The 18,069-nt window shown below is 72.2% G+C and carries 14 protein-coding genes; 9 read left to right on the top strand and 5 right to left on the bottom strand.

Annotated features, from left to right (window positions below; translation table 11 throughout):
* Positions 1-215: 215 nt before the first annotated feature.
* Positions 216-3,170 (top strand): D-alanyl-D-alanine carboxypeptidase family protein, encoded by a 2,955-nt coding sequence (locus tag ACZ53K_RS06150; protein WP_468832431.1) that lies wholly within the window; start codon positions 216-218, stop codon positions 3,168-3,170.
* Between the two features lie 358 nt (positions 3,171-3,528).
* Complete coding sequence (locus tag ACZ53K_RS06145) at positions 3,529-4,920, top strand: glycosyltransferase family 39 protein (protein ID WP_468832430.1); 1,392 nt, start codon at positions 3,529-3,531, stop codon at positions 4,918-4,920.
* Positions 4,921-5,008: 88 nt separating this feature from the next.
* On the opposite strand, the gene ACZ53K_RS06140 is transcribed toward ACZ53K_RS06145, so the two are convergent.
* On the bottom strand, positions 5,009-5,752 hold the full coding sequence (locus ACZ53K_RS06140; protein WP_468832428.1) for an ArsR/SmtB family transcription factor: 744 nt from the start codon (positions 5,750-5,752) through the stop codon (positions 5,009-5,011).
* A 63-nt stretch (positions 5,753-5,815) separates the two neighbouring features.
* On the opposite strand from ACZ53K_RS06140, the gene ACZ53K_RS06135 reads away from it, so the two are divergent.
* Complete coding sequence (locus tag ACZ53K_RS06135; RefSeq protein ID WP_468832427.1) at positions 5,816-6,781, top strand: cytochrome P450 family protein; 966 nt, start codon at positions 5,816-5,818, stop codon at positions 6,779-6,781.
* The gene (locus ACZ53K_RS06130) at positions 6,778-7,671 is read left to right on the top strand and encodes an isocitrate lyase/PEP mutase family protein (RefSeq protein ID WP_468832426.1); all 894 of its coding nucleotides are present in this window, start codon (positions 6,778-6,780) and stop codon (positions 7,669-7,671) included. Before ACZ53K_RS06135 ends, ACZ53K_RS06130 begins: the two co-directional genes overlap by 4 nt.
* A gap of 257 nt (positions 7,672-7,928) precedes the next feature.
* Here the strand turns inward: ACZ53K_RS06130 and ACZ53K_RS06125 are convergent, their stop codons facing one another.
* On the bottom strand, positions 7,929-8,219 hold the full coding sequence (locus tag ACZ53K_RS06125) for a hypothetical protein (RefSeq protein WP_468832424.1): 291 nt from the start codon (positions 8,217-8,219) through the stop codon (positions 7,929-7,931).
* A gap of 370 nt (positions 8,220-8,589) precedes the next feature.
* Between ACZ53K_RS06125 and ACZ53K_RS06120 the strand changes: the two genes are divergently transcribed.
* Both ACZ53K_RS06120 and ACZ53K_RS06115 read left to right on the top strand, forming a co-directional pair.
* A complete protein-coding gene (locus ACZ53K_RS06120) occupies positions 8,590-9,360 on the top strand; it encodes a hypothetical protein (RefSeq protein ID WP_468832423.1) in 771 nt (256 codons plus the stop codon).
* Positions 9,357-10,793 carry a sensor histidine kinase gene (locus ACZ53K_RS06115; protein ID WP_468832421.1) on the top strand — a complete coding sequence of 479 codons (1,437 nt, stop codon included), beginning with the start codon at positions 9,357-9,359 and terminating at the stop codon, positions 10,791-10,793. The genes ACZ53K_RS06120 and ACZ53K_RS06115 overlap by 4 nt, the downstream gene beginning before the upstream one ends.
* Here ACZ53K_RS06115 and ACZ53K_RS06110 read toward each other — a convergent pair.
* Together ACZ53K_RS06110 and ACZ53K_RS06105 are read right to left on the bottom strand one after the other, a co-directional pair.
* Entirely contained in the window at positions 10,741-12,945 is a 2,205-nt protein-coding gene (locus ACZ53K_RS06110) for a caspase, EACC1-associated type (protein WP_468832420.1), read from the bottom strand. The genes ACZ53K_RS06115 and ACZ53K_RS06110 overlap by 53 nt on opposite strands.
* Before the next feature lie 106 nt (positions 12,946-13,051).
* Positions 13,052-13,501, bottom strand: a complete 450-nt coding sequence (locus ACZ53K_RS06105) for an effector-associated constant component EACC1 (protein ID WP_468832418.1) — start codon at positions 13,499-13,501, stop codon at positions 13,052-13,054.
* 202 nt (positions 13,502-13,703) lie between these two features.
* Between ACZ53K_RS06105 and ACZ53K_RS06100 the strand changes: the two genes are divergently transcribed.
* The gene (locus ACZ53K_RS06100) at positions 13,704-14,213 is read left to right on the top strand and encodes a hypothetical protein (protein WP_468832417.1); all 510 of its coding nucleotides are present in this window, start codon (positions 13,704-13,706) and stop codon (positions 14,211-14,213) included.
* A 514-nt stretch (positions 14,214-14,727) separates the two neighbouring features.
* Here ACZ53K_RS06100 and recQ read toward each other — a convergent pair.
* Positions 14,728-16,698, bottom strand: a complete 1,971-nt coding sequence (recQ, locus tag ACZ53K_RS06095) for a DNA helicase RecQ (protein ID WP_468832416.1) — start codon at positions 16,696-16,698, stop codon at positions 14,728-14,730.
* A gap of 287 nt (positions 16,699-16,985) precedes the next feature.
* Between recQ and ACZ53K_RS06090 the strand changes: the two genes are divergently transcribed.
* Positions 16,986-17,612 (top strand): DUF4232 domain-containing protein, encoded by a 627-nt coding sequence (locus ACZ53K_RS06090; protein ID WP_468832414.1) that lies wholly within the window; start codon positions 16,986-16,988, stop codon positions 17,610-17,612.
* 97 nt (positions 17,613-17,709) lie between these two features.
* Positions 17,710-17,994 carry a hypothetical protein gene (locus ACZ53K_RS06085; protein WP_468832413.1) on the top strand — a complete coding sequence of 95 codons (285 nt, stop codon included), beginning with the start codon at positions 17,710-17,712 and terminating at the stop codon, positions 17,992-17,994.
* Positions 17,995-18,069: the final 75 nt, after the last annotated feature.

Below are 18,069 nucleotides of genomic sequence, written 5' to 3'. Positions count from 1 at the left end.
ACCCCTCTCACATTCATCTGTCGAGAGCGCGTGGGGGGTTAGGCAGGGAACCTGTAGGTATGTCGTTCTCGTCTAGCTCGTTGGCGACGCCTTCTGTGGGGCGGGGCGCCCAGCGTTTCGCGTGGCGGTACGGGCATGCTTCGCGGACACAGGACACTTGGCAACACTGGGCCAGACAGAGCGCGACGTATCGCGAACGTGTGAAGGAGACATAGGTGGCGGGCGAGTCCCCCGGCAAGCCGGAGCAGAAGCAGTCGTCGGGGGAGACGGCGGAGAGCGAACGCGATCCGCGACTCGCAGTCTTCCGTGAAACCCCGGCCGAACCGCCGAAGACGGCGAAGTCCGAGAAGTCGGCCAAGTCGGCCAAGTCCGAGAAGTCGGCAGAGTCGGCGGAGGTGGCCGGGTCGGCCGGTAAGGCGCACAAGGCCGACGAGGGCGATAAGGCGGACACGGCCGGTAAGGCGGACACGGCCGGTAAGGCTGGAGAGTCCGGTGCGGCCGACGAGGCCGGTGCCAAGGGCGAGGGCCGGGACGAACGGCTGCGGGAAGCGGTCGCCGCGTGGGTGGCGGCCACGGACGACGACGGCGACGAGGACGGGTCCGGCGCGGACACCGGCGACGCCGACGACACCACCGCGGCCGACGCTGGTTCCGGTGCCGCGGACGAGGGTGCGGCGAAGGACGCTGCCGAGGGTGCCGCTGCAAGCACCGCCGAAAACACCCCCAAGAGCGGCGCGAAGGCCGCTTCCGCGGGCGCCGGCAAGGGCTCCGGGCCCAAGGGGCGCTCGACGGGTTCCCCGGCCGGGAGCGCCGCCAAGGGCTCCGCTTCCAAGGGTTCGGTGTCCGAGGGCTCTGCCGCCAAGGGTTCCGCGGCCAAGGGCGAGGACGCTTCCGAAGCCGCCTCCGAGGACGCCCCGAAGGCCGTCGACCAGCCGACGGCGATCTTCAAGGCGCCGAGCTTCGAAGAGGGCGGCAAGGAGCCCGTCGATGAGGCCACGCGAGTGTTCTCGATCGCAAAGCAGAAGGGCTCGGACGAGGCCGGGAAGGCCGCGGAGGCCGACGCGAAGGCCGACGCGAAGGCCGACGCGAAGGCCGACGCGAAGGCCGACGCGAAGGCCGACGCGAAGGGCGAGGCGAAGGGCGAGGCAAAGCCGGTCGCGAAGCCTGACGCGAAGGACGGCGCGAAGGCCGACGCCGAGCCGGACGCCAAGGCCGGGTCCAAGCCTGCGGGGAAGGCCGCCCCCGGGTCCGCGAAGCCGGACGCCAAGGCCGCGGACAAGAGCAAGGCCGCGGCCGCCGAAACCAAGGCGGCGGACAAGACCGATCCCAAGGCCGAGGACAAGACGGCTGCGGACAAGGACAAGGCTGCCGCCAAGCCCAAGGCCGACGACAAGTCCAAGCCCGAGCCCGTCGACCAGCCGACCACCGCGATCAAGGCCGTACGGCCTCCCGGGGCCGCCGAGTCGGACGGTGAGCGCACCAGTCAGTTCGTGGCGCTGAAGTCGACCGACCCGCAGCCGATCAAGCCGCCGCGGCCGGTCGGGGGCGACAAGCCCGGCAAGGCGGGCAAGGGCGGCAAGCCGGCGGCCAAGGAAGCCGAGGAGGCCGACGACAAGCCGGACAGCCCCCAGGCCACCGGGGCGAAGCCGGCGGCCGAGCCGGACGTCGCCCCGGGCACGAAGTGGGGCGCGAAGGCCGCCGCCAAGACCGGCACGGAGCCGGGCGCGAAGGCCGCTGCCGCCGAGGCGCCCGCCGCGGCCACGACCGGTGCGACTGGTGCGACTGGTGCGACTGGTGCGACTGGTGCGACCGCGCAGCCCGGCGCGCTGCCCGACTCCGAGCAGACCAAGCAGCAGCCGCTGCCGCCGCTGGACCTGCTGGCGCAGCTGACCAATACCCCGCCGCCGCCCGAGACCCCGCTGCGCACGGTCGCCCGCCGGTTCAAGATCTGGACCCCGCTGGCGATCCTGCTGGCGGTCCTCTTCGTCGTCGTCCAGCAGGTGCGCCCGCTGCCCGACCCGGCTCTGACGCTGGGCGAGAAGACCTCGTACACCTTCGGGGGCGACAAGTTCCAGATGCCGTGGCCGGGCGAGGGCCAGGCCGCGGCGAAGGTCGTCGGCGCCGGCAGCCTCGGCTCGTACGGGAACGAGAAGCCGGTGCCGACGGCGAGCGTCGCCAAGATAATGACGGCGTACGTGATCCTGAAGGACCACCCTCTGAAGAAGGACGAGGAAGGCCCGAAGATCAAGATCGACGACGCGGCGGTCAAGGACGCCGAGTCGAAGAACGAGTCGCGGGTGATGGGCCTCAAGGAGGGCGACGAGTACTCCGAGCGGCTGATGCTGCAGATGCTGATGATCCCGTCCGGCAACAACATCGCCCGGCTGCTGGCGCGCTGGGACACCCAGTCCTCGACCGTGGACGCGTTCGTGAAGAAGATGAACGACGCCGCCAAGGACCTGGGCATGAAGAACACCACGTACACCGACCCCAGCGGCCTGAACAAGACCACCGTCAGCACCGCCGTCGACCAGCTCAAGCTGGCCGAAGAGGTGATGAAGATGCCCGCGTTCCGGCAGGTCGTCGCGATGCCGAACGCCGACAAGGGTCTCCCGGAGCGGATCTACAACAACAACAACCTGATGTCCGAGCACCGTGAGCTGAGCATCAAGGGCATCAAGACCGGCTCCAGCACCGCGGCCGGCGGCGCGCTGGTGTGGGCGGCCTACAAGGGTGTGGACGGCAAGGACCAGCTGATCCTCGGCGCCACGATGGATCAGCACGCCAAGGGCCCGGACCCGGACGGCGGCACCAGCCTCCGGCTGGTCCAGGACCGCACCAAGCCCATGATCGAGGCCATCCGCAACGCTCTGACCTCCGCGACCACCGTGAAGAAGGGCCAGGTCGTCGGCTACGTGGACGACGGTGTGGGCGGTCAGACGCCCGTCGTGGCGACGAAGGACCTGCAGGCGATCGGCGTCCCCGGCCAGAAGATCGACTTCAAGGTCGGTCCCGCCGCGGGCAAGCCCGTACCGCACGAGGCCAAGGCCGGGACCGTGGTCGGCGAGCTGACCGTCGGCTCCGGCGCCTCCGCGGCGAAGGTGCCGGTGGCCCTGCAGAAGGACCTGGCCGAGCCGACGTTCGGGGCGAAGCTGACGCGGATCAGCTGAGCGCGCACGGACCGTACGGGCGTCCCGCACGGACCCGTACGGTCCGTACAGCCGTCGCGCACGGACCGTACAGCCGTCGTGCACCGGTGGGCTCCTCCTGCCGGTGTGCGGCGGCTGTCGTACGGTCTGAACGTGTCCGCACAGCCCTGTCCGTCCCGCACGTACTGGCCATCCCGCCTGTACTGCCCGCCCCGTCCGTACCGCCCGTACCGTCCGTACTACGCGTCCAGCCCGTCCCGCCCGGCCCGGTGAAGCGGAGTCCGTCATCGACATAGCGCAGACCGCGTACGCGTCCCCCGCGCGCGCCCGGAGCATCTGGGCGTCGCGGGGGGCCGTCGCGCTGTTCCCGGCCGCGCTGATGCTCGTACTGGGACTGTGGGGAATCCGCCGCCAGGGCAGCATGTGGCGGGACGAGGCGGTCACGTACGACATGGCGCACCGCACCCTGGCGGAGCTGTGGCCGACCCTGCAGACCGTGGACGCGGTGCACGGCCTCTACTACGTGCTCATGCGCGGGTGGTTCCTCGTCTTCGACGGGGGTGTGGTGGCCCTGCGGCTGCCGTCCGTGATCGCGATGGCGGCAGCTGCCGCCGGTGTCACCCTGCTCGGCAGGCGGCTGGCGGGCCGGCGGGCGGGGCTCTTCGCGGGGCTCGTGTTCGTCCTGCTGCCGATGGTGCAGCAGTACGCGCAGGAGGGCCGCTCCTACGCGCTGGTCTGCGCACTGGTGGTGTGGTCCACCTACCTGCTGACGCGGGTCACCGACCGGCCGGGCAGGCGCCTGTGGGCGGGGTACGCGGCGCTGTCGCTGGCCGCCTGCCTGATGCACGAGTTCGCCGTACTGGTCCTGCCCGCGCACGGCGCCGCCGTCGTCCTGTCCGGACTGCCGCGCGCGGTGCGCCGCGCCTGGTGCGTGGCGGCGGGTGCGGTGATCGCCGGTCTGGTGCCGATGGCCCTGTTCAGCATGCGGCAGTCGGAGCAGCTCAGCTGGCTCCAGTGGCCCGACCCGGTACAGCTGGGCACCTTCATCGCCCTGGTGCTGGGCGGTCTGCTCTGTTCCCGTGCCCCCGTCGGCCGCGCGGGCCGGCAGCGGCTGCGGCTGCGTCCGGTCGCGTTCCCCCTGCTGGTCCTGCCCACGGCCCTGCTGGTGCTGCTCTCCCAGCTCAAGCCGATGTACGTGGACCGCTACGTCCTGTACTACGTGGCCGGGTTCGCCCTCCTGGCGGGCGCGGCCCTCGACTGGGTGCTGCGCCCGCCCGGCCACCGCGGCCAGACCCGGCGCAAGGTGCTGTACCGGTCGGCGGCGCTCGTCGTGGTCCTGGCGCTGCTCGTCCCCGTCAACGTCTTCCTGCGCAGCCCGCAGAGCCGTACGGATGACGCGTTCGCGGTGACCCACGCCGTCCGGGAGCTGTCGTCGCCCGGCGACGGCCTGCTGTTCCTGCCCGCTCGGCGGCGGGTGTGGGCGGCGGCCGCGCCCCACGAGTTCCACCGCCTGCGGGACCTGGCGCTCGACGAGAGTCCGGTGGCCTCGCACACCCTGTACGGCACCGAACTGTCCGGCGACCGCGTCCACGCGCACATGATGCGGGCCCGCCGTATCGTCGCGGTCGGCGACGCGAAGGGGCAGCCGCTCGACCGGACCGATCAGGAGATCGCCAAGCGGACGACGCTGCGCGCTGCGTTCCAGGCGTGCGCGACCAGGGAAGTGAAGGGCGCGAGCATCACGCTGTACGCCCGCCCCGGGCACTGCTGAGGCGCGTACAGGCTCCCTGAGGCCCGTGCGTGCGCACACGCACCCTGAGCCCGTGCGTGCGGCCGCGGACGGACCCGCTTTCAGGCCCTCAGAGCAGACCGGCCGCCTCCGCGTCCAGATCCAGCAGTTCACGCAGCGCTTCCGTCCCCGCGGGCGTCAGCCGTACGGCCCGGCCGCTGCCGATGCGCCGTACCCAGGCCCGTTCCAGGAGCCCCGTGCACAGCCGGGCGCCCGCCACACCCGCCAGATGCTGCCGCCGCTCGGTCCAGTCGACACAGCCGCGGGCCGCCGGGCGGCGGCCCGCGCGGAGCGTGCCGGCGTCGGCGCCGAGCACCTCGGTGAACCAGGCCCGGCCCGCACCGGTCAGCGCGAAGCCGCCGTCCTGGTCGATCAGGCCGCGCCCGGTCATGGCGTCCGTGACGGCCACGCCCAGACGCCCGGCCAGGTGGTCGTAACAGGTACGTCCGCGGGCCAGCGCGGCCGACGCGCCGGCGGCCCGCAGCCCGCGCGGCCGCTCGTCGGGCGGGTCGAGGTGTGCGGTCAGCCCCTCGATCAGTTCGGCGACGCGGGGGCTCGCGAGCTGCACGTACCGGTGGCGGCCCTGGCGGTGCTGTACGAGCAGCCCGCCCTCGGTCAGCCGGGTCAGGTGCTCGCTCGCGCTGGACGGCGCGACCCGCGCGTACGCGGCCAGTTCGCCCGCCGTCCAGGCCCGCCCGTCCAGCAGGGCCAGACAGAACGCGGCCCGGGTGCGGTCGGCGAGGAGGCCCGCGAGGCGCGCGAGCCCGATGCTGTGCGCCGGTGCCGCGTCCGGTGACGGTGCCCGTGTGGTCATGGATCCATTGTGCGCGGGCACGTTTCGGCCGGGCCCGAAACGAAGCGGCCCTACGGTCCTGCCATGCAGACCTCGACCCAGTTCTTGGACGACGACAGAGAAGACGGCACCCGCGAGGGTGCCGGACCGGAGCCGGACAAGCTCACCGACCCGGACAAGCTCACCGAGCCGGGCGTGCTCACCGACCCGGGCTGGCTGGTCCCGCCGGTGCCGCAGGACGCTCCCGAGGGCACGATGGCCTGGCTGCGGGCGCGGGTCGCACGCTTCAGCAGCGGGGACGCGCACGTGCGGCGGCGGGACCTGGCCGCCACCGCGCTCGGTGGGCCGGGCTCCGCCGAGGCGTTGCGTGGCGCGGCACGGTTGCGGACGGAAGAGCTGCTGAGCGGCCCCGGCACGGTCGACGTGATGGCGCGGGTGGCCCGCGTCGTGCCCGCCGAGGTGCTTGCCGCGTCGCTCGGGCTCCCGGTGACGGCGGACACCGCCGGGCTGGTGGGGGACGTCGCCCGCGCGTACCACGCGCACGGCGAGACCGTCCCGGCCGCGGACCGCGCCCTCACCCGGCTCGTGGCGGACTGCGGCGGTACGTGGGACGAGGCCACGGCGGCCCGGATCGGCCTGCTGGTGCAGGTGTACGACGCCATGGCGGGCCTGATCGGGAACGCGGCGCAGCCGATGCTGGCGGACGGCGCGGCAGAGGCACCGCCCGGCCCGGGAGCCGATCCGGGAGTCGGCCCGGTCATCAGCCGGCTGGACCGGACCCTGCGCACCGACCCGCCCGTACGGGGCACCCTCCGCGCCCCCGCGGACGGCGGAGAGCCGGTACGGGTCGGCCTGGTCACCTCCGACGGGTCACCGGCCTTCGGCGCCGGGGCGCACGCCTGCCCCGGACGCGCCCACGCCCTGGCCCTCGCGGCCGGAGTACTGGACGCGCTGCGCGCCCGCGGCTGCCGTCTCGTCCGCCCGGACGTCGCCTACGAGCCGTCCGCGAACCTGCGGGTGCCGGCGGCGCTGGAGGTGAGGTGCGCATGAACGCCGCTCCTGGAGCGCCGGTGAGCCGTACCGGCCGTACGCACCTGACCCGCGCCTTCCACGCCCTGCACCACGCCGACAAACCGCTGCTGCTCCCCAATGCCTGGGACGCCGCCTCGGCCACCGCGCTCGCGGCCGCGGGTTTCGCCGCGATCGGCACCACGAGCCTGGGCGTCGCGGCCGCGCTGGGCGAACCCGACGGGCAGGGCTCGGCCCTCGTACGGGACGCGACGGTCGCCCTCGCGCGGCGGCTGGGGAGCCGCCTGGCCTGCCCGTACACGGTGGACATCGAGGGCGGATTCGGGGGAGGCCCGGAGGAAGTGGGCGCGCTGGCCCGGGAGTTGGCGAAGGCGGGAGCTTCCGGCGTCAACCTGGAGGACGGGCTGCCGGGCCGGTCGGGGGACGGCCCGCTGGTCGCGGCCGGGCAGCAGGCCGAGTTGATCCGCGCGGTCAAGGAGTATGCGCCGGACCTCTACGTCAACGCCCGTATCGACACGCACTGGCTCGTGGACGACCCCGCCGGGCGGCCGCTGGACGAGACGCTGGCTCGCGCGGAAACGTATCTGGCGGCCGGGGCGGACGGCATCTTCATCCCGGGCGTCACCGACGAGCGGGCCATCACCACGCTCGTCGCGGGCATCCCGGCACCGCTGAACCTCCTGTACGCACCGGGCCGGCACCGCCTCGCCCGCCTTGCCGAACTGGGCGTACGGCGCGTCAGTACCGGTTCACTGCTGTTCCGTTCGGCGCTGCACACGGCCGTGACGCTCGCCGAGTCGGTACGTGCGGACGGGGTGGGTGAGGGGGAGGGCGCGGCTGTCGGACGGGACGGCGGGCTCGGCCTGGCCGGTGTGCCCGGTTACGGGGAAGTGCAGCGGCTGGCGGAGTGAGGTGCCGCGGGCCCGGGGGAGTGGCTGGGGCGCCGGTGGCCGATTCACGGAGCCGGCGGTGGCTCCGGTCGACCACTCGTGGATGGCTGTCTGCCGGGAGCCGGGCCTGCGCGTCGACGGGCAGATCACCGCATTCTCGACAGGCTCCAGCCCCGCACGGACCGCATCCGCGACTTCACCAGGCATCTGGCGCGCACCGGCGGCTGAGGAGTCCTCACCTGGCACATGAGTTGAGCTCCGACAGCTCGACAACAGTATTAGGAAGCCGGCTGCCCTTGGCGGCGCCGGTGCACCGCGATACCCACGCCCGCCACGCCGAGCGCGCCGGCCGCGCCCGCGACTCCGCCGACGGGGAGGTGGCCGATCCGCTCGGCGACGCCGGCGAGGCCGTCCTCCGGCAGCAGGGCGGACGCGCGGCCCGTCGCGTGCGGGTGGGTGGCGTCGGAGGCGTCGGCGGCGAACGCGCCGCCCGCCGGGAGGAGCAGGACGGCTGCGACACCGGTCGCGACGGCGGCGGTACGGATCACGGAGCGGCGCTTTGCCCGCATGGGAACTACTCCTCGTCGTGGCGGTCCTGACCGCCGTGGGACTGCTGGTGGGTGCGTGCTGCGTGCTGGTCGGTGCGTGGTGCGTGGTGCGTGGTGCGCGGCGCGTGGCGCTCGGCGCACCGTGTGGCGTGTGGTGTTCGTGGTGCGTCGGCCGGTCGTGCCGACGGAGAAGAATCTACGAGGTGTCTTTCACGGCGATCCGTAGGTTGTGTAACAGCCTGCGCTATCTCTGCGGGCAGTGTTGTCACGGCATGGGCCCCACCAACCGCACTCGCGCCACCACTATGGGTAACTTTGTCTCGTTACGTACGCCTGTGTCCGTGCCGGGATGGCCCCGGGCACGCGTCGGCCGGGAAGGTGGTGGTGGTCCGTGCGGCGCCGCAAGCTCTCGGCGGTGGTGGCGCTCGCCGCGCCGCTCGCCCTGGCGGCGGGCTGCGCGGGCGTCGCCGGCCTGCACGACGACGGGCGGGCGCGGAGCGTGCGGGCGCCGCTCGCCCTCTGGGCGGACCGTACGCCCGCGCCGCGCGTCCGCGACGAGGACCCCGGCGACCAGCGCGCCGTACCGGGCCTCGCCCGCGTCCCCTCCGGCGACATGAAGGACACCGACCCGACGGCCGTCGCACGGGCGGACTTCGCGGCTGACGGGGACCGGCCGCCCCGCCCGGACGCCGTACGCAGCCCGGTCCTCCACGACCTCACCGACGACGGAAAACCCGACCTGATCAGCGCCGTCGACCTGGACGCGCGTACCAGCCTGCTGCGCGTCTACAGCGTCCGGAACCAGGTCGTGACGCGCGTCCTGGCGCTGCGCGCCGTCCTCGCGGGCGTCGAACTGGCCGCGGGCCACCTGGCCGTACGCGAACCCACCAAGGACCCGCGTTACGTCAGCGTCACCGACTACGTGTGGGACGGCAGCCGGATGGGCCTGTGGGACCTCACCCTGGACGACTACCGGACCCCGCAGAACCCGCTGCCCACGGCGTCGTCCAGCGCGCAGGCTCCGGGAACCCCGGCCCGGGCCGGGGCGCTCGCGGGGCTCGCGCCTCCCGCGGGCCTTGGGCCTCTCTCGGACATCCACATGCCCCTCACCACTCCTATGTCCCTCACCGTCCCCACGCCCCGTCCGGGCAGCCCCGTATGACCCGCCCGGCGCTCTCCCTCCGCTGGAAGATCGCGCTCACGGTCACGGCGGTGTGCTGCGCCGTCGCCGCCGTACTGGGCGTGCTCGTCCACAACGCCGTCGCCCGCCAAACCGTCGGCCAGGTACGCAAGGAGACCCTCTCCGACCTCGACGACGCGCTGGACCTGTACGAGTACGGCACTTCCCGCGAGGGCCTCAACTCCGTGCTCGATCCCGCCGAACTCCCCACTCCGCTGCGTACGTTGGTCCACCACGACCGGCGCGGCAGCATGGTCGGCACGTACCACGGGCAGCGCGTGATGTGGACGGCGGCGCCGGCCGGCGACCAGGTGATGGCGGTCTGGTCGCCGTACGAGAACACCCGCCGCTCCCTTGAGAACCTCGACACGGCCATCTTCGGCTCCGCCGTCCTCGCCGCCACCGCCGTCGCCCTCGCCGGGCTGTTCCTCGCGCATCGCATCAGCCGCCGGCTCAGCACCACGGCGGCCGTCGCGCGCCGCATCACCGCGGGCGACCTGGACGCGCGGGTCGGTACCGAGGGGGAGGGGCGGCGGAACCGGGCGGGAGCGCAGGACGAGGGGCGTCGGACCCGGGCAGGGGCGCGGGACGAGGTGGCGGCGGTGGCCGCGGCGCTGGACTCGGTGGCCGGTTCCCTCCAGGGCCGCCTCCAGGCCGAACAGCGTTTCACCGCCGACGTCGCACACGAACTCCGTACCCCGCTGACCGGCATCCTCGCCTCGGCCGAACTGCTGCCCGAGGGCCGCCCCAAGGAGATGATCAACGACCGGCTGCGGGCGCTGCACCGGCTCACCGAGGACCTGCTGGAGATCTCCCGCCTCGACTCCGGCGCCGAACGCCCGGACCTTGCCTCGTACGAACTGGGCGCGCTCGTCCGGCGTTCCGTCGAGAGCATGGGACTCGACACCGAGGTGCGCGTCGTACGGGACACGGTCGTACGAACGGACCGGCGCCGGCTGGACCGCATCCTGTGCAACCTCGTCCTCAACGCCCACCGGCATGGGCAGCCCCCGGTCGTGGTGACCGTGGACGTGCCGGGCGAGGGCGGCCCGGCGTACGACGCGCCGGCCGGCGAGGCTCCGGAGGGCGCGCCGTACGCGGGGGCGGACCGGGCGGACCCTGGGGCCGAGGGGCCGCGTGGTGGGCCGGCCCCGGTGCCCATGGTGGCGGTACGCGACCACGGGCCCGGCTTCCCGGACGAACTGCTGCACCACGGCCCGCAGCGCTTCCGTACCGACGCGCCGGGCCGCGGCAAAGGACACGGCCTCGGTCTGACCATCGCGGTCGGCCAGGCGGCCGTCCTGGGCATCGGACTGCACTTCACCAACGCCCCCGACGGCGGCGCGCGAGCGGTCCTCCGCCTTACCCCGCCGCCGCCCGGCCGAGCCGGACCGCCAGGGCGTACACCCGAGTGATCTGGTGCGGGCTGTTGTTGTTGTCCGATACGAGGAAGAGCGGCATCCGACCCTTGTACGGGCCCGATGACAGCGGCGCCGCCCCGAGCGCCATCCCCTCGACGTTCTCCAGCAGCGGGTTCGACTGCGGCTGCGCGGTGGCAGCGCCGCCGCGCGGGCACGTGACGAGATCGGCCGGCTCCCACTTCTTCGCAAACGCGTCGACCGGCTCGGACTGCAACGACGCGACCCCGGAGACATCCTTCGCACGGCTCAGATCCGCACCGAAGATCCGCACCGCGTTCCCCTGCCCCTCGGCGTGGTTGGTCTCCAGGACCAGCAGCCGGTCGCCGCCCAGTGCCACCAGCTCCGACACGCGCAACCCGGCCGCCGACTGGTAGGCGAACTGCTTGTCCGGCACATACCTGCCGCCCGGCGTCCCCTTGAACCGCTGGATACGCAGCAGACTGCGGCCGCGCGCCTTGCCGTCGCGGAAGAGCGGCGCCTCCATCCCCGCGTACAGGTACCGGCCGTTCGGCGGCGCGCCCAGCGCCTCCAGGTTCTCCGGGCCCGACCACTCGACGAGGTTGCGCGGCAGCTCCACCCGACCCGTCTCCACACCGTCCGACACCCGGAACCTGCGGATCGACGGGCCCACCTCCGAGGCGACCAGAACGGTCCGCCCGCCCTTCTCCAGCACCAGCCCCTCACCGTCGAAGCGACCGCCGCCGACGGGGCGGAGCGTACGCATGTGGACGGCGCGGGCGGCCGGCGGCGAGGCACCCGACGTACCGAGGTCGAGATCGAAGATCCGGCCCGGGGCGTTGTCGGCCAGCGCCCACGCCCGCTTGGGACCGGACATCGCCAGGCCGGACAGCCCGTCGACCGGTACGGCGGCCTCGTACTCCACGCCGTTCAGCGCGTCGCTGTGGCCGATCAGCGCCACCTGGTCCGAGCAGTCCCCGGCGGACGGCTCGTCGTCCCGCGACTGCCACCACACGACGGAGGGGATCGCCACCGCCGCCAGACACAGGGTGGAGAGCAGAGCGCGGCGGCGCACCTTCCGCGCCTTGGCGGCTTCGGGGGTGGGGTCGGAGGGGGTGGAGGCGAGGGCGGCGCCTGCGGTTCCTGAGGCACCGTGGGCGTGCCCGCCCGGGGCCTGGCCTGTCTGACCTGTCTGACCAGCCTGGCCTGTCTGACCAGTGTGATCAGCGGGACCAACCTGCCCGATCCGGCTCGTCTGTCCGGTCCGGCCGGGGGCGGTGTGGCCCGGTGGGGGAGTGGGGCGCGCCGCGCGGTTCCGTACGAACGGCAGCTTCTCGATGCTGTTCTGCGCCTGCTGCTGGGGCAACGGCCGGTTCTTCTCACGCAGCGCGCGGCGTACGTCGCGATAGATGGCTTCGAGACTCAGGTGGTCGGGGGGTGGGGGAGGGAGAGGGGGCGGAGGTGGAAGTGGGGCCGGGGGAGTGGTGGAGGTTTCCGGGGGCGGAGAAGCGTCACCTACGTCGCCCGTATCGCTTGTCGTACCGTCCGTATTGGCGGGCGGGCCCGGAATCCCCTCCCGCAACACCCGCATGAACTCCCCGGTGAAGGCGGTGTACTCCTCGCCTTCCGGAGCCAGCGCCTCGACGTTCCAGGGCGTCGAGGTGAGCAGGTACGAGACACCTTCCAGGCTGTCCATGCCCTCGAACAGGGCCTCGCCGAGCTGACTGGACGCCTGCTGGGTGGCGGCCGCAGTGGACAGGGAACCGGACATCGATCCGGCGGACATGCCCTTGATCACGCTGCCGCTGTAGCAGCAGTCGAGGATGACGATCCGGCGTTTGGGCGGCGTACGGGTGCCGAGCGCACTGCGCAGCCAGGTGTACGGGATGCCGCTGTGCACCTTCCCGGGTTCCGTACCGGGCAGCGTGAGGTACAGGCCCTCCTGCCGCGAATCGAGGAAGCCGTGGCCCGCGTAGTACACGATCAGGGTGTCCCGCGCGGCCCGGACCGCCTCTTCGATGGGCTTGAACGCGGCGGTGACCGTACGGGGATTGGACACGATCCGGCAGTTCTTCTTGGGCATCCCCCCGATGGTCCGGTCGGTCAGCGCGGCCCTGAGCGCCTTCAGGTTGTTGCGCACCCCGGGCAGCGCCGGCAGGTTGGCGTACCGGTCCACCCCGATGATCACGCAGGCTGACTCTGCCGGATCGAACGCCGGCCCCGTCTCTCCCCCGACTCCGCCCATCCGTCAGGCCCCGTCCCTTCGCCCGCTCGGCAACACCCTCGCGCCCCATTCAGCGCTCCGCCCCACCCGAGCCACCCGGCCCACCCGTGCCACTCGCGCCCGTATCGCCGTCACGCGAGTCCCCTTCGCCTGCCGCGTCGCCAGGTCCGCTCGCCCGCTCCAACTCCTCCAACGCGCGAAGGACGCTCCGGGCACCGTCCGTGTCCGCCGTGGCGAAACTGACCCGCACACCGTTACGTTCGACCGTCATCTTCGGCCGCGCCGCGTACGCCCTGCGCCAGCCGTCGATGGCGATGGCCAGGCTGCTCAGCTGGAACGCGCTGTCGACGATCAGCTGTACGGCCTCGAACGCCAGCCCCATCTCCCCGGGCCGCGTCTCCCTCGCGCTCAGCGAGACCTCCGCGCTCCGGCCCACGGCGGGATCGTCCGCCAGCCACTCGCACAACGACCGCAACTCCAGGTCGTTCTCCGTGTCGTCCAGCGCGATCTGGATCCTCATCAGCCCCCCCACACTCAGGTCCGGCCTCACACCAACTCTCGCCCCATACCCACCCCCTCCGCGGCAATTCCCCAAACTGCCCCCAATCACCCTGTACGCGAGTGCCTCGACGAAGCAGCCGGAGTGGCAGCGGATGCGCGGGAGATGCGCGGGAGAAGCGCGGTGGGTGAACGAAGGACAGCCGTCTGCCAAGATCCCGCCCATGTCGAACGTTTCATCGATGACGTACACCCGCATCGGCGCGATCCTGCACGAGATCGGCATGGTGTCCGAGGAGCAGCTGCACAGCGCTCTCGAAGAATTCGGCGTGGCGGTCTCGGTCCACGCCGACGACATCGACTCCATCCACTACGACTACGCGGGCCTGCTCGAAGACGCGGCCAAGGTCGCCGGCGACAGAGTCGAGATCAGCAACGTCCGGATCGTCGAGGGCGAAGGCGACTACGAGAACGGCCGCCTGGACCAGCTGGAGTTCGAACGGGACGGCAAGACCGTATCCATCCTCGCCGAACACCTCGCGGAGGATTACTACGACCAGGGGGCGGCCTGCGACGCCATCGCCGAAACCGCCCATGACGACGACCCCCGCACCTGGCGCTACCTCGACTTCGAACGCCGACCGCACCACGGCTACGACAGCATCATGGTCCTGGCCACCCCCACCCAGACACAGGCCCTGCACGACCGCCTCGGCTTCACCTTCCCCGAGTAACCAGAGCGACCAATCCAGCCAGAGCAACCAGCGTGACCAGCCGGCACCTACCGCCGCCTACCGCCGCCTTGCACCAACTGGCGCCCGGCGGCCCTTCTGCGACGGACGGCGCCGGGCAACCCGCTGCGGCAGGCAGTGCCTGGCCCCGTGGGGGAGCGGTACTGTGCACCCCTCCGTGACGGGCGGCGTCTGGCGCCCCTCCATGTCGGGAGCTGCCTGGCATTTCCCCGCGTCGGGCAGCGGGCGGCGCCCCCCCGCGGTGACAGTGCGATCTGCACCTGGCTGGCGGCCGGGGCTGGGGCCCCGCCCCGGCGGAGATGGCCCTTGGCTGAGGTGGTCCCTGGCCGGGGTAGCCCCTGGCGGAGGTGGCCCCCGGCGGAGGCGGTTCCCGGCACGGGCGGCCCCCCTGGCACCGGCGGCCCCTGGCCAGGAAACGTCCCCCGTCCGAAGGGTCCCCCGGCACGGGCACCCCCTGCACGCGATGCCTCCCCCTCGCTCCTCCTCGAACGGCGCCTCACTCCTCCTCGAACGGCGGCTCCCCCCAGTCCAGCTCGTCGTCCTCCGGACCCGTAACCGCCGCGACCGGCGGCGGTGTCGCCTGCCCCTGCCCCTGCCCCTGGTCCTGTCCCGACAGCACGGCCAAAATCTGCTCGCCGTACTTCGCCAGCTTGTTCTCGCCCACCCCGCTCACGGACCCCAGCTCGCCCACGCTCGACGGCCGGGCCGTGGCGATCTCCCGCAGCGTCGCGTCGTGGAAGATCACGTACGCCGGTACGCCCTGCTCCTTGGCCGTACGCCCCCGCCAGGCCCGCAGCTCCTCGAAGACCGGCACCGCCTCCTCCGGAAGATCGACCGGCACCGCCCGCTTCCCCTTGGCCGCCTTCGCGGCCTTGGCCTTCACAGCCTTCTCCGGCTCGCGCCGCATCGGCACCTCGCGCTGCCCCCGCAGCACCTCACCGCTCGCATCGGTCAGCACCAGCGTGCCGTAGTCCCCCTCCACCGCCAGCAGCCGCTGCGCCAGCAACTGCCTTACGACTCCACGCCATTCGGCCTCGCGCAGATCCTCACCAATCCCGAAGACACTGAGCTGGTCATGATCGAACTGGATGACCTTCGCGGTCTTCCGTCCCATCAGAATGTCGACGATCTGCCCGGCGCCGAACTTCTGTCCCCGCTCCCGCTGCAGCCGCACCACCGTGGAGAGCAGCTTCTGCGCGGCGACCGTGCCGTCCCAGGTCTGCGGCGGCGTCAGGCACGTGTCGCAGTTCCCGCACGGACCGCTCTCCTGCCCGAAGTAGGCCAACAGCCGCACCCGCCGGCACTCCACCGTCTCGCACAGCGCCAGCATCGCGTCGAGGTGAGCCGTCAGCCGCCTGCGATGGGTGTCGTCCCCGTCCGAGCCGTCGATCATCTTCCGCTGCTGGACCACGTCCTGCAGTCCGTACGCCAGCCACGCCGTGGACGGCTGGCCGTCCCGCCCCGCACGGCCCGTCTCCTGGTAATAGCCCTCCACCGATTTCGGCAGGTCCAGGTGGGCCACGAACCGTACGTCGGGCTTGTCGATCCCCATCCCGAACGCGATGGTGGCCACGACCACCACCCCGTCCTCCCGCAGAAAGCGCCCCTGGTGTTCCGCGCGCATCCGCGCGTCCAGCCCTGCGTGATACGGAAGCGCCGTGATCCCGTTCTGCACCAGGAATTCGGCGGTCTTCTCCACCGATGCCCGCGAGAGGCAGTACACGATGCCCGCATCGCCGGGGTGCTCGGTGCGCAGCAATTCCAGCAGCTGCTTCTTCGGGTCGCTTTTCCCGGCGATCCGGTACTGAATGTTCGGCCGGTCGAAGCTGGCCACGAAATGCCGGGCCTTATCCATCCCCAGCCGTGAGCTGATCTCCTGGTGCGTGGCCTCCGTGGCCGTCGCCGTCAGGGCCATCCTCGGGACCTCGGGCCACCGCTCCCGGAGCATCGACAGGGCGAGGTAGTCCGGCCGGAAGTCGTGGCCCCACTGCGCGACACAGTGCGCCTCGTCGATCGCGAACAGCGAGATCTTGCCCCGGTCCAGCAGGTTCAGCGTCTGCTCCACCCGCAGCCGCTCCGGCGCCAGATACAGCAGGTCCAGCTCCCCGGAGAGGAACTCGGCCTCCACCAGCCGCCGCTCGTCCAGGTCCTGTGTGGAGTTGAGGAATCCGGCCCGGACCCCCAGCGCCCGCAGCGCGTCGACCTGGTCCTGCATCAACGCGATCAGTGGCGAGACGACTACCCCGACGCCGGGCCGCACCAGCGCCGGAATCTGGTAGCACAGGGATTTTCCGCCGCCGGTCGGCATCAGTACGACCGCGTCACCACCCGTTATGACGTGTTCAATGATCGACTGCTGTTCCCCGCGGAACGCGTCGTACCCGAACACCCGCCGCAGCACGCCCACCGCGCCACTGGCGTCGTCCTCGGTTTCCCCGGCACCGGAAGCCATCTGCACCTCGCTCATGCCAGCAGCGTACGAGCTACCCCGCCACCCGCGCTCAGCCCTGTGGATAACTCCGCGCCGGACCGTTCCCCTCTGCTACTCCCCGTACGAGCCCACACGGCCCCGCAACGCCGGGCACCGCGCCGCCGTACAACGAAAACCGCGCTCCGGCCGTCTCACGGAACAACGAGAAACCTCACATATCGCGCTCCGTGCACGCCGCGTCCACGCCCAGGCCTCCACCCCGCCTCGCCGTGCACGATCTCGCCTCCTCCGCCGCCGAACCCACACCCAGGACGGAGCCCCGAATGCCCTCACAAACTCACCTCACCCACCCCACCCATAACTTCCACCTCACCCACCCCAACCACCACCACCCGACCAGAAGGACCACAGCCCTCCTCGCCACCATCACAGCCACACTCGCAACCCTCACCACCACCCCCGCCGCAGCCGCCACCGGCGAGCCCACCCCCTCCACCACACAAAGCACCCCCACCACCCTCACCACCTCCACCACCCCCGCCACCTCTCCCCCTCCCTGCCCCCAATCCGCCCTGACGATCAAGGCCTCCGTCGCCTCGCCCCAGCGCCCCGACGTACTGCGCATCAGCGTCACCAATCGCACCGCCAAACCCTGCGCCGTAGACCGCATCCCCACCGTCACCTTCGGCAACTTGGACGGCGCCGCCGAGCCCGACCCGCCCGCCGAGAGCGCCCCCTGCCGCCTCGCACTCGGCTCCACCGCGTACGCCACGGTGCACACCGTCACCGGCCGGCCCACTCCGCCCACCCGTACGGTCGCCTTCATCACCGTCGCCGCCGACCCGTCGCACCGAGGCCGCCGCTTCGACGCCACCGCCATCGGCGCCCCGCCGACCGGCATCCCCGTGTGGTCCCCCACCACGACCTGGTGGAGTCCCACCTCCACGTAACCCTTCCACGCACCCAGCGGCACCCAAGTACCAACCATCGGGGGCGGGTTGACCCGAATCACCCGCTCCCGACCCCGCCATCCACCAAAGTGAGCGCATGAGTCTCACGACCGCCGGCGACCCGCCAGGCCCCGTACGTTTCTTCCTGCTGTGCGACCGTCCGGGCTGTGACGCCCGCGCCGTCCTCGACCTGGTCGTCCCCGACCAGCCGCCGGACATCGAGACGGACCTCTTCGGTTACCTCCTGCACAGCGCCAAGGCGGCCACTCCGCACATCGCCGACATGGGGTGGACGTACTACCAGGGCGACGGTTACTGGTGCCCGCGCTGCTCGACCCCTCGCTCCCAGCGCCCCCGAAGAGGCCGCACCCGCTCCTCCTGACCACCACCCCACTTCCCTCCCCCTCTCGAACAGGAGTAACCGGCCAGTAGCTCTCCGTAAAATTTTGCCTTCTTT

It is taken from the genome of Streptomyces sp. NPDC033221 (assembly GCF_055577005.1).
This window is presented reverse-complemented; position numbering and strand designations above follow the sequence as displayed.